Raw genomic sequence first — 18,606 nt, forward strand, 5'->3', positions numbered from 1 at the left:
GGCCGCAGTGGGCCGATCAACTATCGGTAGGGATCGGATTGCGCTTGACCGGAATATCCGGCGGCGGCCGTGCCACGGCCGGCTGCTCGTTGAGATTGGGATCGAACAAACCGCAGGCTCCACCGGCCTGCAGGATCGACACCACGCATCTCACCCGTTTGTTGGTGCCCGGGATCTTCATTTCCACTTCGCGGATATTGCGGCGCACCCATTCGCCCAGCAGCGATTCGTTGGTCGGACGCCAGTACTTGTCGAACATGCCGGGCTCGTAAGGGAACTCGGGGCGCTCTAGCCATTTGTTGGCGCGATCGGCGTCGGCGCGCTGCTGCTGTTTGGAACCGGGCGCACCGGGACGCGCCGTGTCGCCGGTGGCGTTGGAAGGCACGCGCACGCTGCCATCGGCATTGAACAGACCAGGACCATCGCCTGCACGGCCGCCGGTCGTCGAGCCGGGCGTATTGCGGGTGGAGTCGCCCCAGTCGTCCCCGCGGGTGGGCGTGGCGAGACCGCCGGGACGGTTGGCGGCGGCGGAAGAACCGGCGGCGGTCGAGTTCGGTTGCGTGCCCTGCTGTGCGCTGGGGGCGCGCGCGGAATCGCCGGTGGTGGAAGGGCTGGTCGTATTGGCCGTACTGCTGGAAGAGGCCGTACCGCGATTGGGTGCCGCTATCTCGACCTGACGCACACTCTGCGCTGGCGCGCGCAACTCGGGCGCAGCGATTGCACGCGAAGGAACCTGTGCGCTGCGAATCTGCGGCAACGGCGCCGCGATCTCACGCTGCCGGACTTCCTGGGTGGGCTGGGCGATCTGCGGGGTCGCGATCTCCCGTTGCGGCAGTTCGCGCTGCGCTGGGGGCGTTTCCACTACCGTGACCTCACGGGTCGGCACGCCCAGTTCGCGCGGCTTGAGCTGCGGCGGCGCGATTTCCACAGAACGCGGAGTAGCGGGCGGCAACACGAACGTCGTGGTGGGCGCAGGCGTTTCGGTAACCTGCACGTTCTGCTGCGCCACCGGCGGAGCGGGCGCGGGAACTTCCTGTTGCGGCACCGCCGAAGCCTGCGCGGTTTCTGCAGGCGCGCTCGAAGACGGAGCCGCCGCCGACTGCGCGGCGGCAGCGGCGGCGGATTCTGATTGCGCTGCAGGCGGTCCACCGCCTTCTTCTTCGGGAGTTCCCTGGCCCATGAACTCGACCTGCACGCGGCTCTCATCTTCGGCCGCCGGTGGAGGCGGCAATTTGATCATCGCCAGCAGCATCAGCAACAGCACGAACAGCAGATGCATGAAGAAACTGATGCCGCCGGCGAACCAGCGCAGTCTGCGGTCCTCGCGCAGCGGCGGGCCCCAGTCCTGGTAGAACATCGAGCGGAAAGCCTGCCAGCGGTTCAACGCCAACGGACGGCGCGGAGTTTCGGGCACGGGCCGTTCGGCGAATAGCCGGACGATGGCCTCGGCGCTGTCGTGACGGATCACGCCCAGCTTTTCCCTCAACGCGCGCAGCCACAGGCCCCAGCCGTAGGGCATGCCGGTGTGGCGTTCCAGGATGGGCGCTGGCTTGCCCGCCTGCAGCGCTGCGATGATTTCGGCGGCTCTCGTCACCGGAAAGCGGGAATCAGGCCGCGTTGTCGCGCGGGATGTACGGTGCGTCGCCGGTATCGTGATCGGTGACGTCGCGCACCGCGGTGATGCCGGGAACGCGCGCCATCAGGGTCTTCTCGATACCCTGCTTCAGGGTCACGTCCGCCATGCCGCAGCCGTTGCAGCCGCCGCCGAAACGTAGCAGCACCACGCCGTCCGCGCTTACCTGCTCCACCGCCACCCTGCCCTTGTGCTGGGCCAGTTGCGGGTTGATTTCGTTCTCCACCACCCACCGCACGCGTTCCACCAGCGAGGCGGATTCGGCTGGCGCCTGTCCCTTGATCTTCGGCGCCTTGATGGTGAGCTGGCTGCCGGCGCCTTGGGTCACGTAGTCGATCTCGGCGCCATCCAGCCAGGCGACGCTTTGCGCATCGATATAGACGGTGAAGCCTTCGCAATCGACCGCCCATTCGTCGCCCACCAGATCGCGCGGTTCGGCGAACTCCAGGCGCGCGTCGGCGCGCGCGGTGCCCGGATCGACCGCGCTCAGCCGTACGCCCAGGCCGGGCAGCGCTTCGCGTTCGATCAGTTTGCGGAAATGGGTCTGGGCGGTGTCGGAGATATGGATCATGCGGCTATTCTAGCCACCCTATTGTTAGACGCTCATTCGAGCACATAACGGCATGGATGTTACGTTCAGCCAGTCCACGCCGAGGAAGCCCCCATGTCCGACCTGATCCCCCTGGCCCAAGCGCATTGCCTGCCGCTCAAGGGCAGCGAACACAAACTCACCCAGGCCCGCGTGGCTGAACTGATCCTTGAGGTCCCGGGTTGGGATCTGGTCGAGGAAGGCCGCGCGTTGTGCAGGATTTTCCATTTCGACAACTACTACCAGACCATGGCCTTCGTGAACGCGCTGGCCTATGTCGCCCATACCGAGGACCACCACCCCGATCTTGGGGTTCACTACAACCGCGCCGTCGTGCGCTACTCCACGCACGACGTGGGCGGTCTCAGCGAGAACGATTTTATCTGCGCGGCCAAGGCCGACCTGCTTGCCAATTGAATCCGGGCCAGCGCGCCGACTCCACTCCCACTCCGGAAACTGCCGATATGGACACCAACCCGATTCACCGCGTTTTTCCACGCGCGGCCTGCACCTTCCTGGCGCTTTCCTTTTCCCTGATTGCCGGCTGCGGCGATGACGCTCCGGTCGTGGCGGCGATTCCCTCCACCCCGCTGACCGCGGTGCAGACACCCAAGCCCGACTACCCCATCGAACTGGCCTGCGCCAACATCGGCGGCACCGCGGTGTTCAATGTGGTGGTCGGCGTCGAAGGCAAGCCGGTGGAAGTGAAACTGCTCGCCAGCAGCGGCCAGCCCAAACTGGACGCCTCGGCCAAGTCAGCCGTGCACACCTGGATCTTCGAAGCGGCCACCCGCAACGGCAAACCGGTCGTGCAGGGCCTGCAGGTGCCAGTGCGGTTCACGCCTCCGGCCGAACGGCCGAGCCAGTGCTTCGCGCTCGACGCGAAATCCTGACGTAGGTCGGGGCCACGTCCCCGACGCACAGGAACCTACAGATCAGGCAAGACGATCCAGCGCCGCGGCCAGATCGTCCGCAAGCGGCGCATTCAGCACATAAGGCGCCCTCCCGCCATCGAGCGCGAACTCCAACGACGCCGCATGCAGGAACAGACGCTTCAGCCCCACCTGTTCGCGCAACCGCTTGTTGACCGCCTCATCGCCGTACTTGTCGTCGCCTGCCACCGGGTGGCCGATGTGCTGGGCATGCACGCGGATCTGGTGGGTGCGTCCGGTTTCGATCCTGACTTCGCAGTACGAGTGTCCGCTGCGCCGCTCCAGCACCTTGAAGTGACTTACCGACTCCTTGCCGATCGCATTAACTTGCACATGGCGCTCTCCGCCCTGGCGCAGGCCGACATGCAACGGCGCATCCACGCTCATGGTTCCATCGGGCATGCGCCCGATCAGCAGGGTCAGATAGCGCTTGTTGATGCCGGTGCCGCCCTCCTCGCGCATGAGCGCCTGCAACTCGGTCAAGGCGGAACGCTTCTTGGCCACGATCAGCAGGCCGGAGGTATCCCGGTCCAGCCGGTGCACCAGTTCCAGATTCATGTTGGGCCGCAGCGCCCGCAAGGTTTCGATGGCGCCATGACTGATGCCGCTGCCGCCATGGCTGGCCACGCCAGTGGGCTTGTTCAGCACCAGCAGACGCGCGTCCTCGAACACGATCGCCGCTTCCAGCCGTTGCAGGAACCCGCTCGGCGGCGGGGCTTTGTCTTCCGGATCGCTGAGACTGACGGGTGGAATACGAACCTCGTCGCCGGACAGCAGCTTGCGGTCCGCCTTGGCCCGCCCGCCGTTGATCCGGACCTGCCCGCTGCGCACCAGCTTGTAGACCAGGCTGCGCGGGGCGCCCTTCAGCTGGCCCAGCAGGAAGTTGTCCAGGCGCTGCCCGTCGCGGTCTTCAGGCACCTTGATGGTGCGAACGGCGGTCTTGGTGGCCCCTTCGGGCTTGCTTGCGGGGGGCTGATCGGTCATCCGTCTTTTATTCTGATACACTCGGGGGGCGAGATAAGGGTTTGATTTCGCTGGAAGTTAACCAGCATCTTCACGATGCTGCGGGCCAGAAGCCCAGCTTCCCGCGATTCCGGCAAAGTGCGTAGCCACCGCCCTCGGGGCTGTGAATGTTACCGCGGCTGGTCGGCGAATCCGGATATCGCCCGATGCGTCAGACGTCGGTAGCTGAACATGCCCCGTGAGGCGCAAGGGTTATTCCCGGGCAGCCTCCGGTCCGAAACATATTTGTTAAATGAACCAAAGCGCTCCCGCGGCCTGCCGTGGTGTTGCAGCGCTGGAAACCAACCCTGCCCCGTTCGCGCCTGCGCGAGGGGTGGCGAGCAGTATCCAGAATGCGAAACCCACGGTGTTCCGCGCGGTAGCAGCGCGCGAGGAACGCACAATGAAACGTATGCTGATCAATGCGACGCAGGAAGAAGAACTGCGCGTCGCCATCGTTGACGGACAGACCCTGTACGACATCGATATCGAACAACCGTCCAAAGAACAGAAGAAGTCCAACATCTATAAAGGCCGGATCACCCGGCTCGAGCCTTCCCTGGAAGCGGCCTTCGTCGAATACGGCGGCGAACGCCATGGCTTCCTGCCGCTGAAGGAAATCTCCCGCGACTATTTCCAGGCAGGCGTCGACCACAACAAGGCCGGCCTGAAGGAACTCCTGCGCGAAGGCCAGGAAGTCGTAGTGCAGGTCGACAAGGACGAGCGCGGCAACAAGGGCGCCGCCCTGACCACGTTCATCTCGCTGGCCGGCCGCTACATGGTGCTGATGCCCAACTCGCCCACCGCCGGCGGCGTCTCGCGCCGGATCGAGGGCGACGACCGCGCCGAGCTGAAGAAAGCGATGGACGCGCTGGTCATCCCCGAAGACATGGGCGTGATCATCCGCACCGCCGGCGTCGGCCGCGACGCCGAGGAACTGCAATGGGACCTGGACTACCTGCTGCAGGTCTGGCGCTCGGTCGCCGAAGCCGCGCTCAGCAAGCCGGCCCCGTTCCTGATCTACCAGGAGTCGCGCCTGATCGTGCGCGCCCTGCGCGACTACCTGCGTGCGGACGTCGGCGAGATCCTGGTCGACACCCCTGAGCTCTACGCCACGGCGAAGGAGTTCATAGAACAGGTGATGCCGCACAACCTGCGCAAGCTCAAGCACTACACCGACGACATTCCGCTGTTCAACCGCTTCCAGATCGAGTCGCAGATCGAAGGCGCCTACGAGCGCAACGTGCGCCTGCCCTCGGGCGGCTCCATCGTGGTCGATCAGACCGAAGCCCTGACCGCGATCGACGTCAACTCCTCGCGCTCCACCAAGGGCAGCGACATCGAAGACACCGCCTTCCAGACCAACATGGAAGCGGCCGACGAAGTGGCCCGCCAGTTGCGCCTGCGCGACCTGGGCGGCCTGGTGGTCATCGACTTCATCGACATGTCCAGCAGCAAGCACCAGCGCGACGTCGAAAACCGCCTGCAGAACGCACTCAAGTACGACCGCGCGCGCGTGCAGATCGGCCGCATCTCGCGTTTCGGCCTGATGGAAATGAGCCGCCAGCGCCTGCGCCCCTCGCTGGGCGAATCCAGCCAGATCGTGTGCCCGCAGTGCGAAGGCCACGGCCGCATGCGCAGCATCGAATCGCTGTCGCTGTCCATCATCCGCGTGGCCGAAGAGCATGCGATGAAGGAGAACACCGGACAGGTGCTGGTGCAGGCCCCGGTGGAGATTGCCAACTTCCTTCTCAACGAAAAGCGCAACGCGTTGCGTGAAATCGAAAAGCGCCACGACGCGCCCATCGTCATCGTCGCCGACGAAGCGCTGCATACGCCGCACTACGAAGTCACCCGCATCCGCGAGAACGAGCTCGGCGAGGAAACCTCCAAGCCCAGCTACCAGCGCAATACCCCACGCAAGCTGCCCGTGCACGCATTGACCAAGGCGCAGTTGAACATTCCCGCGCCCGCGGTCACCCACGTCAAGCACAGCCAGCCCGCGCCGATCCGCGAAGAGCGCGAGGAAGCGGCAGCGCCCGCTCCTGCATTCGTCAAGGCGCCCGCTGCGTCCGCACCCGCAGCCGCCGCCTCCGGCGGCGTAGTGGGATGGTTGAAGCGCGTGTTCGGCGGCGGCTCCAGCGAAACCTCCAACGCCACTTTGGCCGAGCAAACCCGCCAGCACGAAAACCGCCAGCGGAATGACCGTGGCAACGACCGCAACAACGGCCAGCGCCGCGACGGCCGCGGAAACCAGCAGAACCAGGGTCGCGGCAACGCGGGCGGCCAGCGCCGCGATGAGCAGCGCGGTCCCAAGCCGCAGAACGCCCAGCCCGCTGCTCAGGGCGGCCAACAGCAGAAGCAGCGCAACGAACAGCCGAAACAGCAGCAGCAACCCAAGCAACAGCAAAACCAGCCCAAGCAGCAGAAGCCGCAGAACGAGGCAGGCCAGAACAGCGGCCGTCCGCCGCGTCAGCCGCGCAACAACGATGCGCCCAGGCAGCCCCAGCAGGAAAATGCGGCGGAAACAGCCGATCTGACCGTGGCGCCGGCTATCGCAGCGACAGCAGCGGTTGCGGCGACATCGGCTGCATCGTTGCCTGCAACAGCCCCCGCCGCTGCCGTCAGCGCCGCGCCCGCCGCCTCCGCCACGGAAGAAAAAGAAGCTTCTTCCATGCAGGTCGCAGCAGCCGCCAACGATTCCAGCGAAGGCGAAACCGCGGATACCGGAGACGGCACCGGCCGCCGCCGCCGTGGTCGTCGCGGTGGACGCCGCAGGCGCCGTGGCGCGGGCGAAACCGGCACCAGCAATGAAAGCAGCGGCTCGGAGGATTTCGGCGACGACGAACAACCTCAGGTCATCATCGCCAACGGCTCGCAACCCGAGTTCGATTTCGATGACGAAACCCCTGCCGCCAGCCCCGCCGCACGTCCTGCTGCTCAGGCGCCCGCCGCACCGGTGGTGGCGACGCTCGCCGTTGCCGCACCTGTTGCCGAGCAGGTCCGCCCCGCTCCGGAAGCGGCCACGCCCGAGTCCGTTGCTGTCGCTCCGGCGGCGGTCGAAACGAAACCAGCGGCCGTAGTCGAAACGCCAGAGCCAGCAGCGACGGCACCTTCCGTCGAATGGAGGACCGAATCGGTCGCCGCACAGACCGAGTCCTTGGCGATCGCCACGCCGGCCGAAGCCAATGCGACGGCTCAGGAAATCCTGAACAACGATACCGTCGAGAGCTTCACCCTAGTCGAGAATCCGGCCCCCGCGGAAGCGGCCTCGATTGTCGCGCAAGCCGCCGAGCCTGAAACCACGCCTGAAGCCGTGCACGAAGTCGTCGTACCGACTCCAGCGCCCGTGGCCGCCGTCGAGCCGCCCAAGCCCGCGCCGGTGCGGCCGGCGGTCGGCAATACCGGTTCGCTGTTCTTCACCGCCGATGCCGACACGCCGTCTTCGGTCACGCGGCACTTGTTCGAGCCCATGCCCGCCCCGCAGCCGGCGGCGGTCGTGGAAAAGCACGAAGAGCACGATCTTCCCCTGCTTGCCGAAAACGACGAAGCGGCCAGCGAAGAAGAAAAAGACCAGGGCAGCGAACGTAGCGCCTGATTTAAGCGGTCGGGCATCCCGCGTGTTCGCTACAGCGAATGCGCGGGATCCAGCAATCCGTACTGCGCGGCCAGCCGCGCCAGTGCGATGTTGTCCTGGATGCCGACCTTCTGGAACAAGCGCGTCTTGTGCGTGTTCACCGTCTTGGCGCTCAGGCTGAGGCGCTTGGCGATGTCTTCCTGGCGCAGTCCCTGGATGAGCAGCATCGCCACCTCCAGCTCCCGCGGCGACAATCCATCGAAGGGCGAGGCGCTTCCGCTCACATTGGAAAGCGCCATGTTCTGCGCGACATTCGTACCCAGGTAGCGCTTGCCGCGCGCCACTTCGCGCACCGCGCGCAGCAGTTCGCCCGCATCGCCGGCTTTGCCGATGTATCCGCAAGCGCCGGCTTCCAACAGACGTTTGGGCAGCGGACCGTCTTCCAGCACCGATACGATGATCACCTTGGTGTCTAGGTCGCCGCGGGCGATGCGCTCGGTGATTTCGAGCCCGCTCATTCCGGGAAGATGCAGATCGCACAACACCACATCGGGTTTCAGGCTGCGTATCTGGCGCAACGCGTCTTCGCCATTGTCGGCGTCGCCCACGACCTCGATGTCCACTTCGCCGGCCAATATCATCTTCATGCCGGTCCGCACCAGCGCATGATCGTCGATCAGGTATACGCGTATCGTCATCCTTGTTTCCCCTCAGTGACACTCCCATCGCGAGAGTAGCTTCGGCAATCGATACGAAGCAACTCACACTTTCCTTTGGAAGCGGTGAAAAACAAGGCCAGACAACGTAACCAACATTTCTCAGAAGCGGCTGGTTGCGGGCATTCTACTTATTCGCTCCGGTTGCGCATCCTCCAGCGGTCACGCTTCCTTCAAACGACCCGCATCCCCGTAGATCGGGGCTATGTCCCCGACGCATGGGAAACCCACCTACTCCGCAAGTCGGGGACGTAGCCCCGACCTACGCAATGAGTTTCAGCGGTTGCCGACGCGCATAAGTCAGACTGCGCCACAACCATTCCATCGGACCGAAACGATAGCGCGATAACCACCAGCGACTGAAGAAGATCTGCGCTCCGAACAATACGATCCACGCCGACAATATGCCGACAAGACCATACCTGGGCCCGACACCCAGCCCTGCGCCATAGAACACCGACAGGCACACCGCCGTCTGCAACAGGTAATTGGTCAGCGCCATGCGCCCCACCGGAGCCAGCGCACGCAGATAGCGCCGGCATGAAGCATGCAGGAACAGCAATGCGAAGCCGGCGGCGTAAGCGACGCCCAGAGCCAAGGGGCCGGCGCGCAGGATGATGCGCAGCAGCGCTAATCCCGGTTGCCCCGCGAAGGCCGAAATATTAGTTTCCAGCGACTCCTCGAAATACCCGAACCCCGTCGCGGCCGCGCCGACGATCGTTGTGGCGATGAAAAGGCGATTCAGCGTCTCCCGATGGACTTCCGGCCGTTGCAGCAAGCCTGCACGGCCAGCCCAGTAGCCCAGCAGAAAACGCCCGAAGACGAAGGGCCACACATCCCACCAGACAACGTAGGCCCAATTGGAAAAAACCATGTTCTGCGCCAGCGCCGTCGTCCAGTGCGGAGATGAAAACGCCGCTAGGTTGGCCCTCTCCACCGTGTCCTGCGCGGGCATGCCTTCCAGCAGCGCCTCCATCCATGGTTCGATCAACGCCGGAAGCACCAGCGCCACCGACAAGCCCAGCAACAGCAATGCACGCGACGAAAGCTTGCGGCAGAGAACCAGCAGCAGACCCATCAGCGCATAGATCAGCAGGATGTCGCCCCACCAGAACAGGTAGGAATGGATAACGCCGAACAGCAGCAGCACGCCGATCCTGCGCAGATACAGCCGCGACCCGGCCGAACCCCGTGTTTGCGCCCGCTCCAGCTGCAGGGCGAAGCCCAGCCCGAACAGCATCGAGAACAGCGTGATCGCTTTTTCCTCGACCAGCAGCGATTCGATCGCATCGGCCACGCGGTCGAAACCGGCGGTCGGCAGCGCCGCCCGCGCGGCATCGTCCAGGAAGGCGTAGAGGGTGAAAGAACTTAGGTTAACCAGCAACACGCCGGCCAGTGCGAAACCGCGCAATGCGTCGATCAGTTCGAGACGCTCGCCTTCCGCGCTGGGACTGCCGTACTGCGTTGGGGAAAGCTGCTGCATTGCTGTTGCAAACGTCTTTCGCAACGGAAACAGGCCGGCCTCAGGCCCCGAACCATCCCTTGCCGCGGGCTTCTTCGAGCCGGCTTTGCAAGTAATCCCACAATGCGGGACAGCCCACCTCGATCGGCAGCCCCACCCGGGCCACTACTCGCTCGTAACTTATCCCGTTCTCGCGCCAGCTCTGCCCTGCGTTGGCCAAGTTGAGCAATACGGGCATGGCGCGGTCGGCGGCATTGGCGAAACGGGCGTCTGCGGTTTCGCCGCGTTCGAACTCCTTCCACAACACCATGAACTCCGCGCCCTGCGCCTCCGGCAGCAAACCGAATATCCGCGTCACCGCAGCCAGTTCCGCGGTCTTGCGTTCTTCCCAGTTGCCTTCGACGAACACCATGGTGTCGCCGGTATCGATCTCGCCGATATCGTGCACCAGCAGCATGCGGATCACCCGGTCGATATCGACGGAAGCTTCCGCGTAAGCCGCCAGCGACGATGCCAGCAGCGCGATCTGCCAGCTGTGTTCGGCGGAATTCTCGTAGCGGTCCGCGTCGCGGAGACGGATCTTGCGCGTCACGGCCTTCAGCTTGTCCAGCTCAAGAATGAAATCGATGATCTGTTGCATGCCGTGGCTCGTCTGAAGGGAATCCGATCCTGTCAGCGCACGACGCTCGACTGGTAGTGTGGCGATCCATGCATTGGCGGAGAGAGTGGGATTCGAACCCACGGTGGTATCGCTACCACGCCGGTTTTCAAGACCGGTGCCTTAAACCGCTCGGCCATCTCTCCGAAGCTGTTGCTGCAGGCGGCCCATTGCGGGTCGCGCGGCATTTTCCCATGAAGCGCGCGTGCTTGCCTACGAGGCCTTCTTGACCTTTATCTCGGGCAGTTCCTCGCCCTGCTTCGTCTCATCGCACTTGCCGCCGCAATCCAGCCGCGAGGACTCGATTTCCTTGGGCAGGTGCTCGGCCAGGAAATCGATGAACACGCGCACGGCAGGAAGCATGCCGCGGCGCGAGGCGAACACGGCGTGGCAGATGCCTTGCGGCAAGGTCCAGTCGCGCAACACCACTTCCAGCTCGCCCTTGCGCACCGCTTCGGCGCAGACCGTTTCCGGCAACAGAGTGATGCCGAAACCATCCTTGGCCATCGACTGCAGCAGCGGAAAATCGAAACCCGAAAGCCGCGGCTGGATATCCACCCGGACGATATCGCCGTCCGGACCATGCAGCTCCCAACGCTGACGGGCTTCGTCCTCGCTGGTGCTGAGGGTCACGTGATCGGTGAGCTCGTCCGGATTCTTGGGCCGGCCCGCACGGGCCAGGTATTTGGGGCTGGCGACCATCAACTGCCGGATCTGGCCGAAACTGCGCATGACCAGGCTGCCATCGTCGTCCAGCTTGGCGCGCACGCGCAGCGCCACGTCGTAGCCTTCGTTGATCAAGTCTACGCGGCGGTTGCTGACGTGCAGCTGCAGGCGGACCTTGGGGTACTTGTCCAGGAAGGCCGGCAGGATCTTCGGCAATTGCGTCTGCGCCACTTCCACCGGCACGCTGACGCGCACTACCCCGCGCGGCTCGGCGCTGAGGCGGTCCACTACTTCGCGGGCGGCCTGGGCCTCGGCCAGCATGGTCTGCGCATGGCGATGCACGCTCATGCCCACGTCGGTGACCGCGAATCGGCGAGTGGAGCGCTGCAGCAAGCGTACGCCCATGTCGGTTTCCAACTGACTGATGCGCCGGCTCAGGCGCGACTTGGGAATACCCAGCGCGCGCTCGGCGGCAGCGAAACCGCCGTGGTCCACGACCATGGCGAAGTAATAAAGGTCATTCAGATCCTGCATGGCGGTAATTCCATATTCAGAACAATTAGTGACATTAAACCATCTTTATTCTATTTATACAACAATCTACCTTGGTATCCAACGCGGCGCCGCCGCTTCCTAAGTGGATAGCCAACATGAAACTCCTGCACCTCGACTCCAGTGCACTGGGCACCGGCTCGGTCACCCGTGAACTCACCGCCGCCATCGTAGCCCGTTGGCAGGACAAACTCCCGCAGTTGCAGGTCGAATACCGCGACCTGGATAGCGATCCCCTGCCCCATCTGACCGGCCAGTCGCTGGCCCAGGCCAATCCGGAAGAAGCGGCCGACGCGGCACGCACCATGGAACAGTTCCTGGCCGCCGACGTGCTGGTGATCGGCGCGCCGATGTACAACTTCTCCATTCCTTCGACCTTGAAGGCCTGGATCGACCGCGTAGCGGTGGCGGGCAAGACTTTCCAATACACCGAGAAAGGGCCGGAAGGTCTGGCGGGCGGCAAGAAGATCATCATCGCCAGCGGCCGCGGTGGCATCCATACCGGCTCGCCGACGGATTTCCAGGAAGCCTACCTGCGCCAGGTGTTCGGTTTCCTGGGCGTGACCGATATCGAATTCGTACGCGCCGAAGGCGTAGCGTATTCGCCGCAGCACCGCAGCGATGCGATCGCCGGGGCGCTGGCTTCCGTTCCGGAGCCGGTGCGGCTGGCTGCGTAACGAACACGATGTTCGTGCCGATCGAAGCGGGTCTGCCTGTGCAGACCCGCTTTTTTATGGATACGTGGGTGAGCGTGTCGACTTCCGATCGTCATCCCAGCGAAAGCTGGGATCCATTTTGATCTTGATCTGGCTTGGTGCGAAGCTGCGAGGAGCCGGACCACAAAAGCCTAAAAGCACAAACAAAAACAAAGTCAAAATGGATCCCAGCTTTCGCTGGGATGACGCCGCTCTTCTCTTGTGTCGGCTGGAAGATTAAGCGATGGTTTCCACGCCACCCATATAAGACCGCAGCACTTCCGGCACAGTGATCGACCCATCCGCGTTCTGATAGTTCTCCATCACCGCGATCATCGCCCGGCCCACGGCCACGCCCGAGCCGTTGAGCGTATGCACCGGTTCCGGCTTGCCGGTGGCGGGGTTGCGCCAGCGTGCCTGCATGCGGCGGGCCTGGAAGTCCTCGCAGTTGGAGCACGAGGAAATCTCGCGGTAGGTGTCCTGCGACGGCAACCAGACTTCCAGATCAAAGGTCTTGGTGGCCGAGAAGCCCATGTCTCCCGTGCACAGCAGCATGCGCTTGTACGGCAGGCCCAGTTTCTCCAGCACCACTTCGGCGCAGCGGGTCATGCGCTCGTGCTCGTCGTAGCTTTCGGCCGGCCGCGCGATGGAGACCATCTCCACCTTTTCGAACTGGTGCTGGCGGATCATGCCGCGGGTATCGCGGCCATGGCTGCCGGCTTCGGCGCGGAAGCACATCGAGTGCGAGGTCATGCGCAACGGCAATGCGACGTCTTCCAGGATCTCGTCGCGGACGATATTGCTCAGCGGGACCTCCGAGGTGGGAATCAGATAGCGCTTGGATTCGCCGACGACGGTGGAAAACAGATCCTCTTCGAATTTCGGCAACTGGCCGGTGCCGCGCATCGAGTCTTCGTTGACTATCAACGGCACGTTGGTTTCTTCGTAGCCGTGCTCGTTGCTGTGCAGATCGAGCATGAACTGCGCCAAGGCGCGGTGCAGGCGAGCGAGCTGGCCGCGCAGCACGGTGAAGCGCGCACCCGACAGTTTCGCGCCCGCGTCGCCATCCAGCCAGCCGTGGCGCGCGCCCAGTTCCACATGGTCCTTGACCGCGAAATCGAAGGTGCGCGGCGTGCCCCAGCGGCTCACTTCCAGATTGCCGCTCTCGTCGCTGCCCGGCGGCACGCTGTCGTGCGGCAAGTTGGGAATGCCCAGCGCGATGGCCTCGATCTCGCCGCGGATGCGCTCCAACTCGACTTCCGAAGCCTTCAGCTCTTCGCCGAAGCCGGCCACTTCGGCCATCAACGCCGCCGTGTCCTCGCCTTTGGCCTTGGCCTGGCCGATGGCCTTGGAGCGGGTGTTGCGCAGGTTCTGCAGTTCCTGGGTGCGGGTCTGCAATTGCTTGCGCGAGGACTCCAGCGATTGCAGACGATCCACTTCCAGGTCGAAGCCGCGGGTGGTTTTGAGGCGTTGGGCCAGTTCGGCGGGCTGGGTGCGAAGCAGGGTCGGATCGAGCATGAAATGGATTCGCTGAAGTGGATTCGTGAATATCTGAAAACAAAAGAAGCTAGGCGTCGTCCCCGCGAAAGCGGGGATCCAGCGACTTCAAGCTTTCAAGCAAAGTCGCTGGATTCCCGCCTTCGCGGGAATGACGATCGAAACGGTGTCTTGCGATTCGCCTTAATTATCGCTTTTTATGCGATGCCCTGCCTCGCCCGGCTAGCCTGGGCTATGCCAGAATCGCGGGCAGCCCACCGGAACCCGCCATGCCCGCTTCGAACCCGCCCGAACACGATTACGTTTTCCGCCTACCGCGCAGCGCCCTGCGTATCGCCGGTATCGCCTTCGGCATCGGCCTGGTGCTGTTCCTGATCGTGTGGTGGATGGGGCGCGACCAGGCGTTCTACAAAGTGGAACCCACCGCACCCGGCAAGCCGTTGAGCGAACTGGAAGCCTTGCCGGAACCCCTGGCCGGCGGCGACGGCGCCAGCGACATGCCCTCAGCCGGCACCGGTGCCGGACCGACCGAGCGCCCGCAACTGGTGGAAACCGCACCTCCACCGCCTTTGCCAACGCCCATCGACGAAACGGCCCAGCCCACAGCCCCCGAAGCCGGCGTTCCGGCTGCCGCCGGGATAGTGCTCGCGCCGGGCGACCAGCCGGTCCCGCTCAGCGGGCAGACGCCGCCGCCGCGTTATCCCAGTGACGCATTGCGCAGGGGCGAAAGTGGCACGGTGCTGGTGCGGGTGGAAGTGGACGTCAACGGCGCACCGGCGGGCGTGGCGCTGGTGCAGCGCAGCGGTTCGCGCGACCTGGATCGCGCCGCCATGGAAGCGGTGCGCAAGTGGCGCTTCATGCCCGCGCAGCGCGATGGGCAAGCTATAGCATCGAGCCTGGTGATTCCCATAGATTTCAAGGCCGACGAGTAAATTCGGAACCTGAACGGCTACGGCTCCCGGCGGCCGCTTTCACGGTGCCGTGACGCTTTCGCAACAAACCCGCATGCAAGACTCGCACCTGTTCATCCACATGTTCAGGGAGGTCAAGCATGTCTACACCTAATCCGAACGATCCCGGTTACAACAGCGTCGATCCCGATGCGCCCGTAGTCGCACCACCGCGCACCAGCAGCGCGCTGCTCTGGCTACTCCTGCTGGTGGCGCTGGTTGCGCTGGGCCTGTGGTGGTACGGAAAACGCGAGGCCACCGAAGCCCGCGACCTGCCTGCCGCCACCCAGCAGCCGGCGGTGGTAGATGAAACAGCGGCGCCTTCGGCCGTAGTGGCGGACAAGAAACCGGTAGAGAAAAAGCCGGTGGCCAAGCCCAAGCCGGTGGCCAAAATCAACCGCGATCCTTCTCCCCTGGCCGGCAATCAGACCCCGAAATACCCGCCGCAAGCGCTGCGCTCCGGCGTGGAAGGCAGCGTGAGCGTGCGCGTGGAAGTAGACGCCAACGGCAATCCCACCGATGTACAAGTGGTGGAACGCAGCGGCGAACGCAGCCGCGACCTGGACCGGGCGGTGACCGATGCCGTGCGCAAATGGCGCTTCGAGCCGGCGATGAAGGACGGCAAGGCGGTACCGGGCGCGGTGGTGGTGCCGGTGGAGTTCAAGAACCAGTAAAGGTTCCGAAACCGACGCTTCGCGCCAACGCATCGTAGTTCGGGAACGACGTGGCCACATTGGCCACGTCGTCGATTGCGACTTCGCCCGACGCCACTTGGGCGGCCACGCTGAAAGCCATGGCGATGCGATGGTCGCCATGGCTGTCGACCGCGCCGCCTCCGATCCGGCCGCCAAAAATGGTGGCGCCATCGGCAGTTTCGTCCACCCGGATACCCAGCGCGCGCAACCCCACCGACATGGAAGCCAGGCGGTCGGATTCCTTGACCCGCAGTTCGGCGGCGCCGCGCACTACCGTGTTGCCGGCGGCGCAGGCCGCGGCGACGAACAGCGCGGGGAATTCGTCGATCATGTCCGGCACGATTTCCACCGGCACTTCGATGCCGCGCAACGGCGCGTGGCGCACGACCAAGTCGGCTACGGGTTCGCCGCCGTGCTCGTTGCGGTTTTCTTCTGCGATGTCCGCACCCATCGCCCGCAATGCGATCAGCAGGCCGGTGCGACGCGGGTTCAGTCCGACAGCACGCAGGCGCAGTTCCGAACCGGGAACGATGCTGGCCGCGACGATGAAGAAGGCGGCCGAGGAAAAATCGGCCGGCACCGAAATATCCGTGGCGCGCAGGCGCTGTCCGCCGCGCAGGCGCGCATGGCCCGGTGAGAATTCGATGTCCACGCCGAACGCCGAGAGCATGCGTTCGGTGTAGTCGCGGGTCGGGTGCGGTTCGCGCACCACGGTTTCGCCTTCCGCATACAGCCCGGCCAGCAGCACTGCGGACTTGACCTGCGCGCTGGCCACTTCCAAGGTGTAGTCCATACCGCGCATGGGCTGCCCGCCATGGATGCGCAAGGGCGGCACGCCGCCCGGCTCGGAGTCGATGCGCGCGCTCATCTTCGCCAGCGGATCGATGACCCGGCGCATGGGGCGCTTGGAAAGCGATTCGTCGCCCACCAGCACGCTGTCGAAGTCCTGCGCGGCCAGCAGGCCCGCCAGCAAGCGCATGCCGGTACCGGCATTGCCGCAGTCCAGGGGCGCTGCGGGCGCGCGCAAGCCGTCTACGCCTACGCCGTGCACGATGCGTTGCGAGGGCGAAGGCGTTTCGATGCGTACGCCCAGCTGCGAGAAGATCGCGGCGGTGGCGCGGGTGTCTTCTCCTTCCAGGAAGCCGTCGATGTGGGAGATGCCGTCGGCCAGGGCGGCGAACATCACCGCGCGGTGGGAGACCGACTTGTCTCCCGGGATCTCGATTTCGCCGCGCAGCGCTTGCCCGGGAGAAACGGTCCAGTTTTGCCTTTCAGTCATTCTATGAATCCTGCTAGCTCGTACCGTCATCCCAGCGAACGCTGGAAGCGTTTTTCAACAGCCGAATGGCTGGTCATCCATCTTGATCTTGCACTTGCTCCGCTTCTGCCTCCTCCCTTGCGCGCAGCGCAGGGGAGGATTGAGGAGGGGTGCTCTTGATTTTGCTTTTTGCTTTAGCGTCTCAGAAGCAGATCAAGAGCGTTTCGCGCTTTGCGCGAGTCACTTTTCTTTGAACGGCAAAGAAAAGTAACCAAAAGAAAGCCGCCCTAACGTCGCGCCCGGCGATGAAGCCACCGGGTCCGCAAGCGGGCCGGGAATTTCCGTAAGGCGCATCCTGCGCCTCCGGAAACGGCGCACATCCTTGTGCGCCGCCCCTGCGGGGTTTACCCGGCCCGCTTGCCGCGTCTCACGGGGCTATTGGAGCAAAGCCGAAGCCTAGAGCACTTAGGGCACCGCCACCGGATACGAACCCAGCACCTTGATCTGTGCCGAATGCGCTTCCAGTTCGGCCAGCGCTTTCTTCATCGACTCGTCCTCGACATGGCCGGCCAGGTCGATGAAGAATCCGTATTCCCATTTGGCGTGGTGCGAAGGCCGCGATTCGATGCGGTTCATGCTGATGCCGTGGCGCGCGAACGGGCTCAGCACATTGAACAGCGCGCCGGGCTGGTCGCGGATGAACACCAGCACCGAGGTGCGATCGTGGCCCGAGGAAGGGAATATCTGCCGGCCGATCACCAGGAAGCGGGTGGTGTTGTCGGCGTCGTCTTCGATCGAAGCCATGATGACTTTCTTCAGCCCGTACACATGGCCGGCGCTTTCGCCGGCGATGGCCGCCGCGTCGTCCGAATTGCGGGCGCGGCGCGCGCCTTCGGCGTTGCTGGAAACCGGGATCTTCTCGACCTTGGGCAGATTGGAACGCAGCCAGGAAGAAGTCTGTGCGAACGACTGCGGATGCGAGTAGATGCGCTCGATGTCCTCGATGCGGCCGGTGCGCGACAGCAGGTACTGGTGTACGCGCAGTTCGACTTCGCCGCAGATCTTGAGGTTGGAGGTGAGGAACATGTCCAGGGTGACCTGGATGGTGCCCTGCCCCGAATTCTCCACTGGCACCACACCGAAATCGGCGTTGCCGTTCTCCACTTCCTGGAACACTTCCTCGATGCTGGCCAGCGGCAGGCCGTGTGCGGAGCGGCCGAAGTGCTTCATCACCGCCTGCTGGCTGAAGGTGCCTTCCGGGCCCAGGAAGCCGACTTTCAAGGGCTCCTGCTGGGCCAGGCAGGCGGACATGATTTCGCGGAATACGTGCACCAGCACTTCATCGCTGAGCGGGCCCTGGTTGCGGTCCACCACCATGCGCAGCACCTGGGCCTCGCGTTCGGGGCGGTAATAGTCCACGGCGGCGGCGAGCTTGCCCTTGGCTTTTCCGACCTGCAGCGCATACGCGGCCCGGTCGGCGATCAGACCTTGTATCTGGCGGTCGATGCCGTCGATATGGGCACGCACGTCAGCCAGAACCGGCGCTGCTGCCGTGTCGGGCTTGGCGGCTTTCTTCGCGACGGGCTTGGCGGCTTTCGCCGCTTTCTTCTTGGGTTTGGGGGTCATGGCTAATCCGGTGCTTTCATCAATCTGGACTTGATCTGGACGTAGGAGCGACGTAAGTCGCGAATCGATTACTGGTCGAAGACACCATCGCGACTTAC

At 64.2% G+C, this 18,606-nt stretch carries 16 protein-coding genes and 1 tRNA gene; 6 read left to right on the plus strand and 11 right to left on the minus strand.

The genetic code is table 11. The features are described 5' to 3' along the window. Positions 1-16: 16 nt before the first annotated feature. Together BLR66_RS03530 and BLR66_RS03535 are read right to left on the minus strand one after the other, a co-directional pair. Complete coding sequence (locus BLR66_RS03530) at positions 17-1,594, minus strand: hypothetical protein (protein ID WP_093280234.1); 1,578 nt, start codon at positions 1,592-1,594, stop codon at positions 17-19. A gap of 13 nt (positions 1,595-1,607) precedes the next feature. Next, complete coding sequence (locus BLR66_RS03535) at positions 1,608-2,204, minus strand: NfuA family Fe-S biogenesis protein (protein WP_093280235.1); 597 nt, start codon at positions 2,202-2,204, stop codon at positions 1,608-1,610. 93 nt (positions 2,205-2,297) lie between these two features. On the opposite strand from BLR66_RS03535, the gene BLR66_RS03540 reads away from it, so the two are divergent. After that, complete coding sequence (locus BLR66_RS03540) at positions 2,298-2,639, plus strand: 4a-hydroxytetrahydrobiopterin dehydratase (RefSeq protein ID WP_093280236.1); 342 nt, start codon at positions 2,298-2,300, stop codon at positions 2,637-2,639. A 47-nt stretch (positions 2,640-2,686) separates the two neighbouring features. Beyond that, positions 2,687-3,115 (plus strand): energy transducer TonB, encoded by a 429-nt coding sequence (locus BLR66_RS03545; protein ID WP_093280237.1) that lies wholly within the window; start codon positions 2,687-2,689, stop codon positions 3,113-3,115. Between the two features lie 42 nt (positions 3,116-3,157). Here BLR66_RS03545 and BLR66_RS03550 read toward each other — a convergent pair whose 3' ends face one another. Next, complete coding sequence (locus BLR66_RS03550; RefSeq protein ID WP_093280238.1) at positions 3,158-4,138, minus strand: RluA family pseudouridine synthase; 981 nt, start codon at positions 4,136-4,138, stop codon at positions 3,158-3,160. A 421-nt stretch (positions 4,139-4,559) separates the two neighbouring features. Between BLR66_RS03550 and rne the strand changes: the two genes are divergently transcribed. After that, entirely contained in the window at positions 4,560-7,754 is a 3,195-nt protein-coding gene (rne, locus tag BLR66_RS03555; protein ID WP_093284287.1) for a ribonuclease E, read from the plus strand. 29 nt (positions 7,755-7,783) lie between these two features. Here rne and BLR66_RS03560 read toward each other — a convergent pair whose 3' ends face one another. From BLR66_RS03560 to BLR66_RS03580, 5 genes are all read right to left on the minus strand, one after another. Next, on the minus strand, positions 7,784-8,431 hold the full coding sequence (locus BLR66_RS03560) for a response regulator (RefSeq protein ID WP_093280239.1): 648 nt from the start codon (positions 8,429-8,431) through the stop codon (positions 7,784-7,786). A gap of 280 nt (positions 8,432-8,711) precedes the next feature. Next, positions 8,712-9,932 carry a DUF418 domain-containing protein gene (locus BLR66_RS03565; protein WP_093280240.1) on the minus strand — a complete coding sequence of 407 codons (1,221 nt, stop codon included), beginning with the start codon at positions 9,930-9,932 and terminating at the stop codon, positions 8,712-8,714. 40 nt (positions 9,933-9,972) lie between these two features. Beyond that, positions 9,973-10,551 (minus strand): HD domain-containing protein, encoded by a 579-nt coding sequence (locus BLR66_RS03570; protein ID WP_093280241.1) that lies wholly within the window; start codon positions 10,549-10,551, stop codon positions 9,973-9,975. Positions 10,552-10,625: 74 nt separating this feature from the next. Then, positions 10,626-10,715 (minus strand) — tRNA-Ser (locus BLR66_RS03575). 67 nt (positions 10,716-10,782) lie between these two features. Next, the gene (locus BLR66_RS03580) at positions 10,783-11,769 is read right to left on the minus strand and encodes a LysR family transcriptional regulator (RefSeq protein ID WP_093280242.1); all 987 of its coding nucleotides are present in this window, start codon (positions 11,767-11,769) and stop codon (positions 10,783-10,785) included. A gap of 116 nt (positions 11,770-11,885) precedes the next feature. Between BLR66_RS03580 and BLR66_RS03585 the strand changes: the two genes are divergently transcribed. Beyond that, on the plus strand, positions 11,886-12,464 hold the full coding sequence (locus BLR66_RS03585; protein ID WP_093280243.1) for an FMN-dependent NADH-azoreductase: 579 nt from the start codon (positions 11,886-11,888) through the stop codon (positions 12,462-12,464). A gap of 255 nt (positions 12,465-12,719) precedes the next feature. Here the strand turns inward: BLR66_RS03585 and serS are convergent, their stop codons facing one another. Further along, positions 12,720-14,000, minus strand: a complete 1,281-nt coding sequence (serS, locus tag BLR66_RS03590; protein ID WP_093280244.1) for a serine--tRNA ligase — start codon at positions 13,998-14,000, stop codon at positions 12,720-12,722. A gap of 248 nt (positions 14,001-14,248) precedes the next feature. Here serS and BLR66_RS03595 point away from each other — a divergent pair, with 248 nt between their 5' ends. Further along, on the plus strand, positions 14,249-14,911 hold the full coding sequence (locus tag BLR66_RS03595; protein ID WP_093280245.1) for an energy transducer TonB: 663 nt from the start codon (positions 14,249-14,251) through the stop codon (positions 14,909-14,911). A gap of 119 nt (positions 14,912-15,030) precedes the next feature. Beyond that, complete coding sequence (locus tag BLR66_RS03600; protein ID WP_093280246.1) at positions 15,031-15,603, plus strand: energy transducer TonB; 573 nt, start codon at positions 15,031-15,033, stop codon at positions 15,601-15,603. Here BLR66_RS03600 and aroA read toward each other — a convergent pair. Beyond that, positions 15,590-16,903 carry a 3-phosphoshikimate 1-carboxyvinyltransferase gene (aroA, locus tag BLR66_RS03605; protein ID WP_093280247.1) on the minus strand — a complete coding sequence of 438 codons (1,314 nt, stop codon included), beginning with the start codon at positions 16,901-16,903 and terminating at the stop codon, positions 15,590-15,592. The two genes, BLR66_RS03600 and aroA, sit on opposite strands and share 14 nt — an antisense overlap. 444 nt (positions 16,904-17,347) lie before the next feature. Further along, entirely contained in the window at positions 17,348-18,508 is a 1,161-nt protein-coding gene (gene pheA / locus BLR66_RS03610; protein ID WP_093280248.1) for a prephenate dehydratase, read from the minus strand. Positions 18,509-18,606 lie beyond the last annotated feature (98 nt).

The sequence above is a fragment of the Pseudoxanthomonas sp. CF125 genome, assembly GCF_900104085.1.
Taxonomy (GTDB): domain Bacteria; phylum Pseudomonadota; class Gammaproteobacteria; order Xanthomonadales; family Xanthomonadaceae; genus Pseudoxanthomonas_A.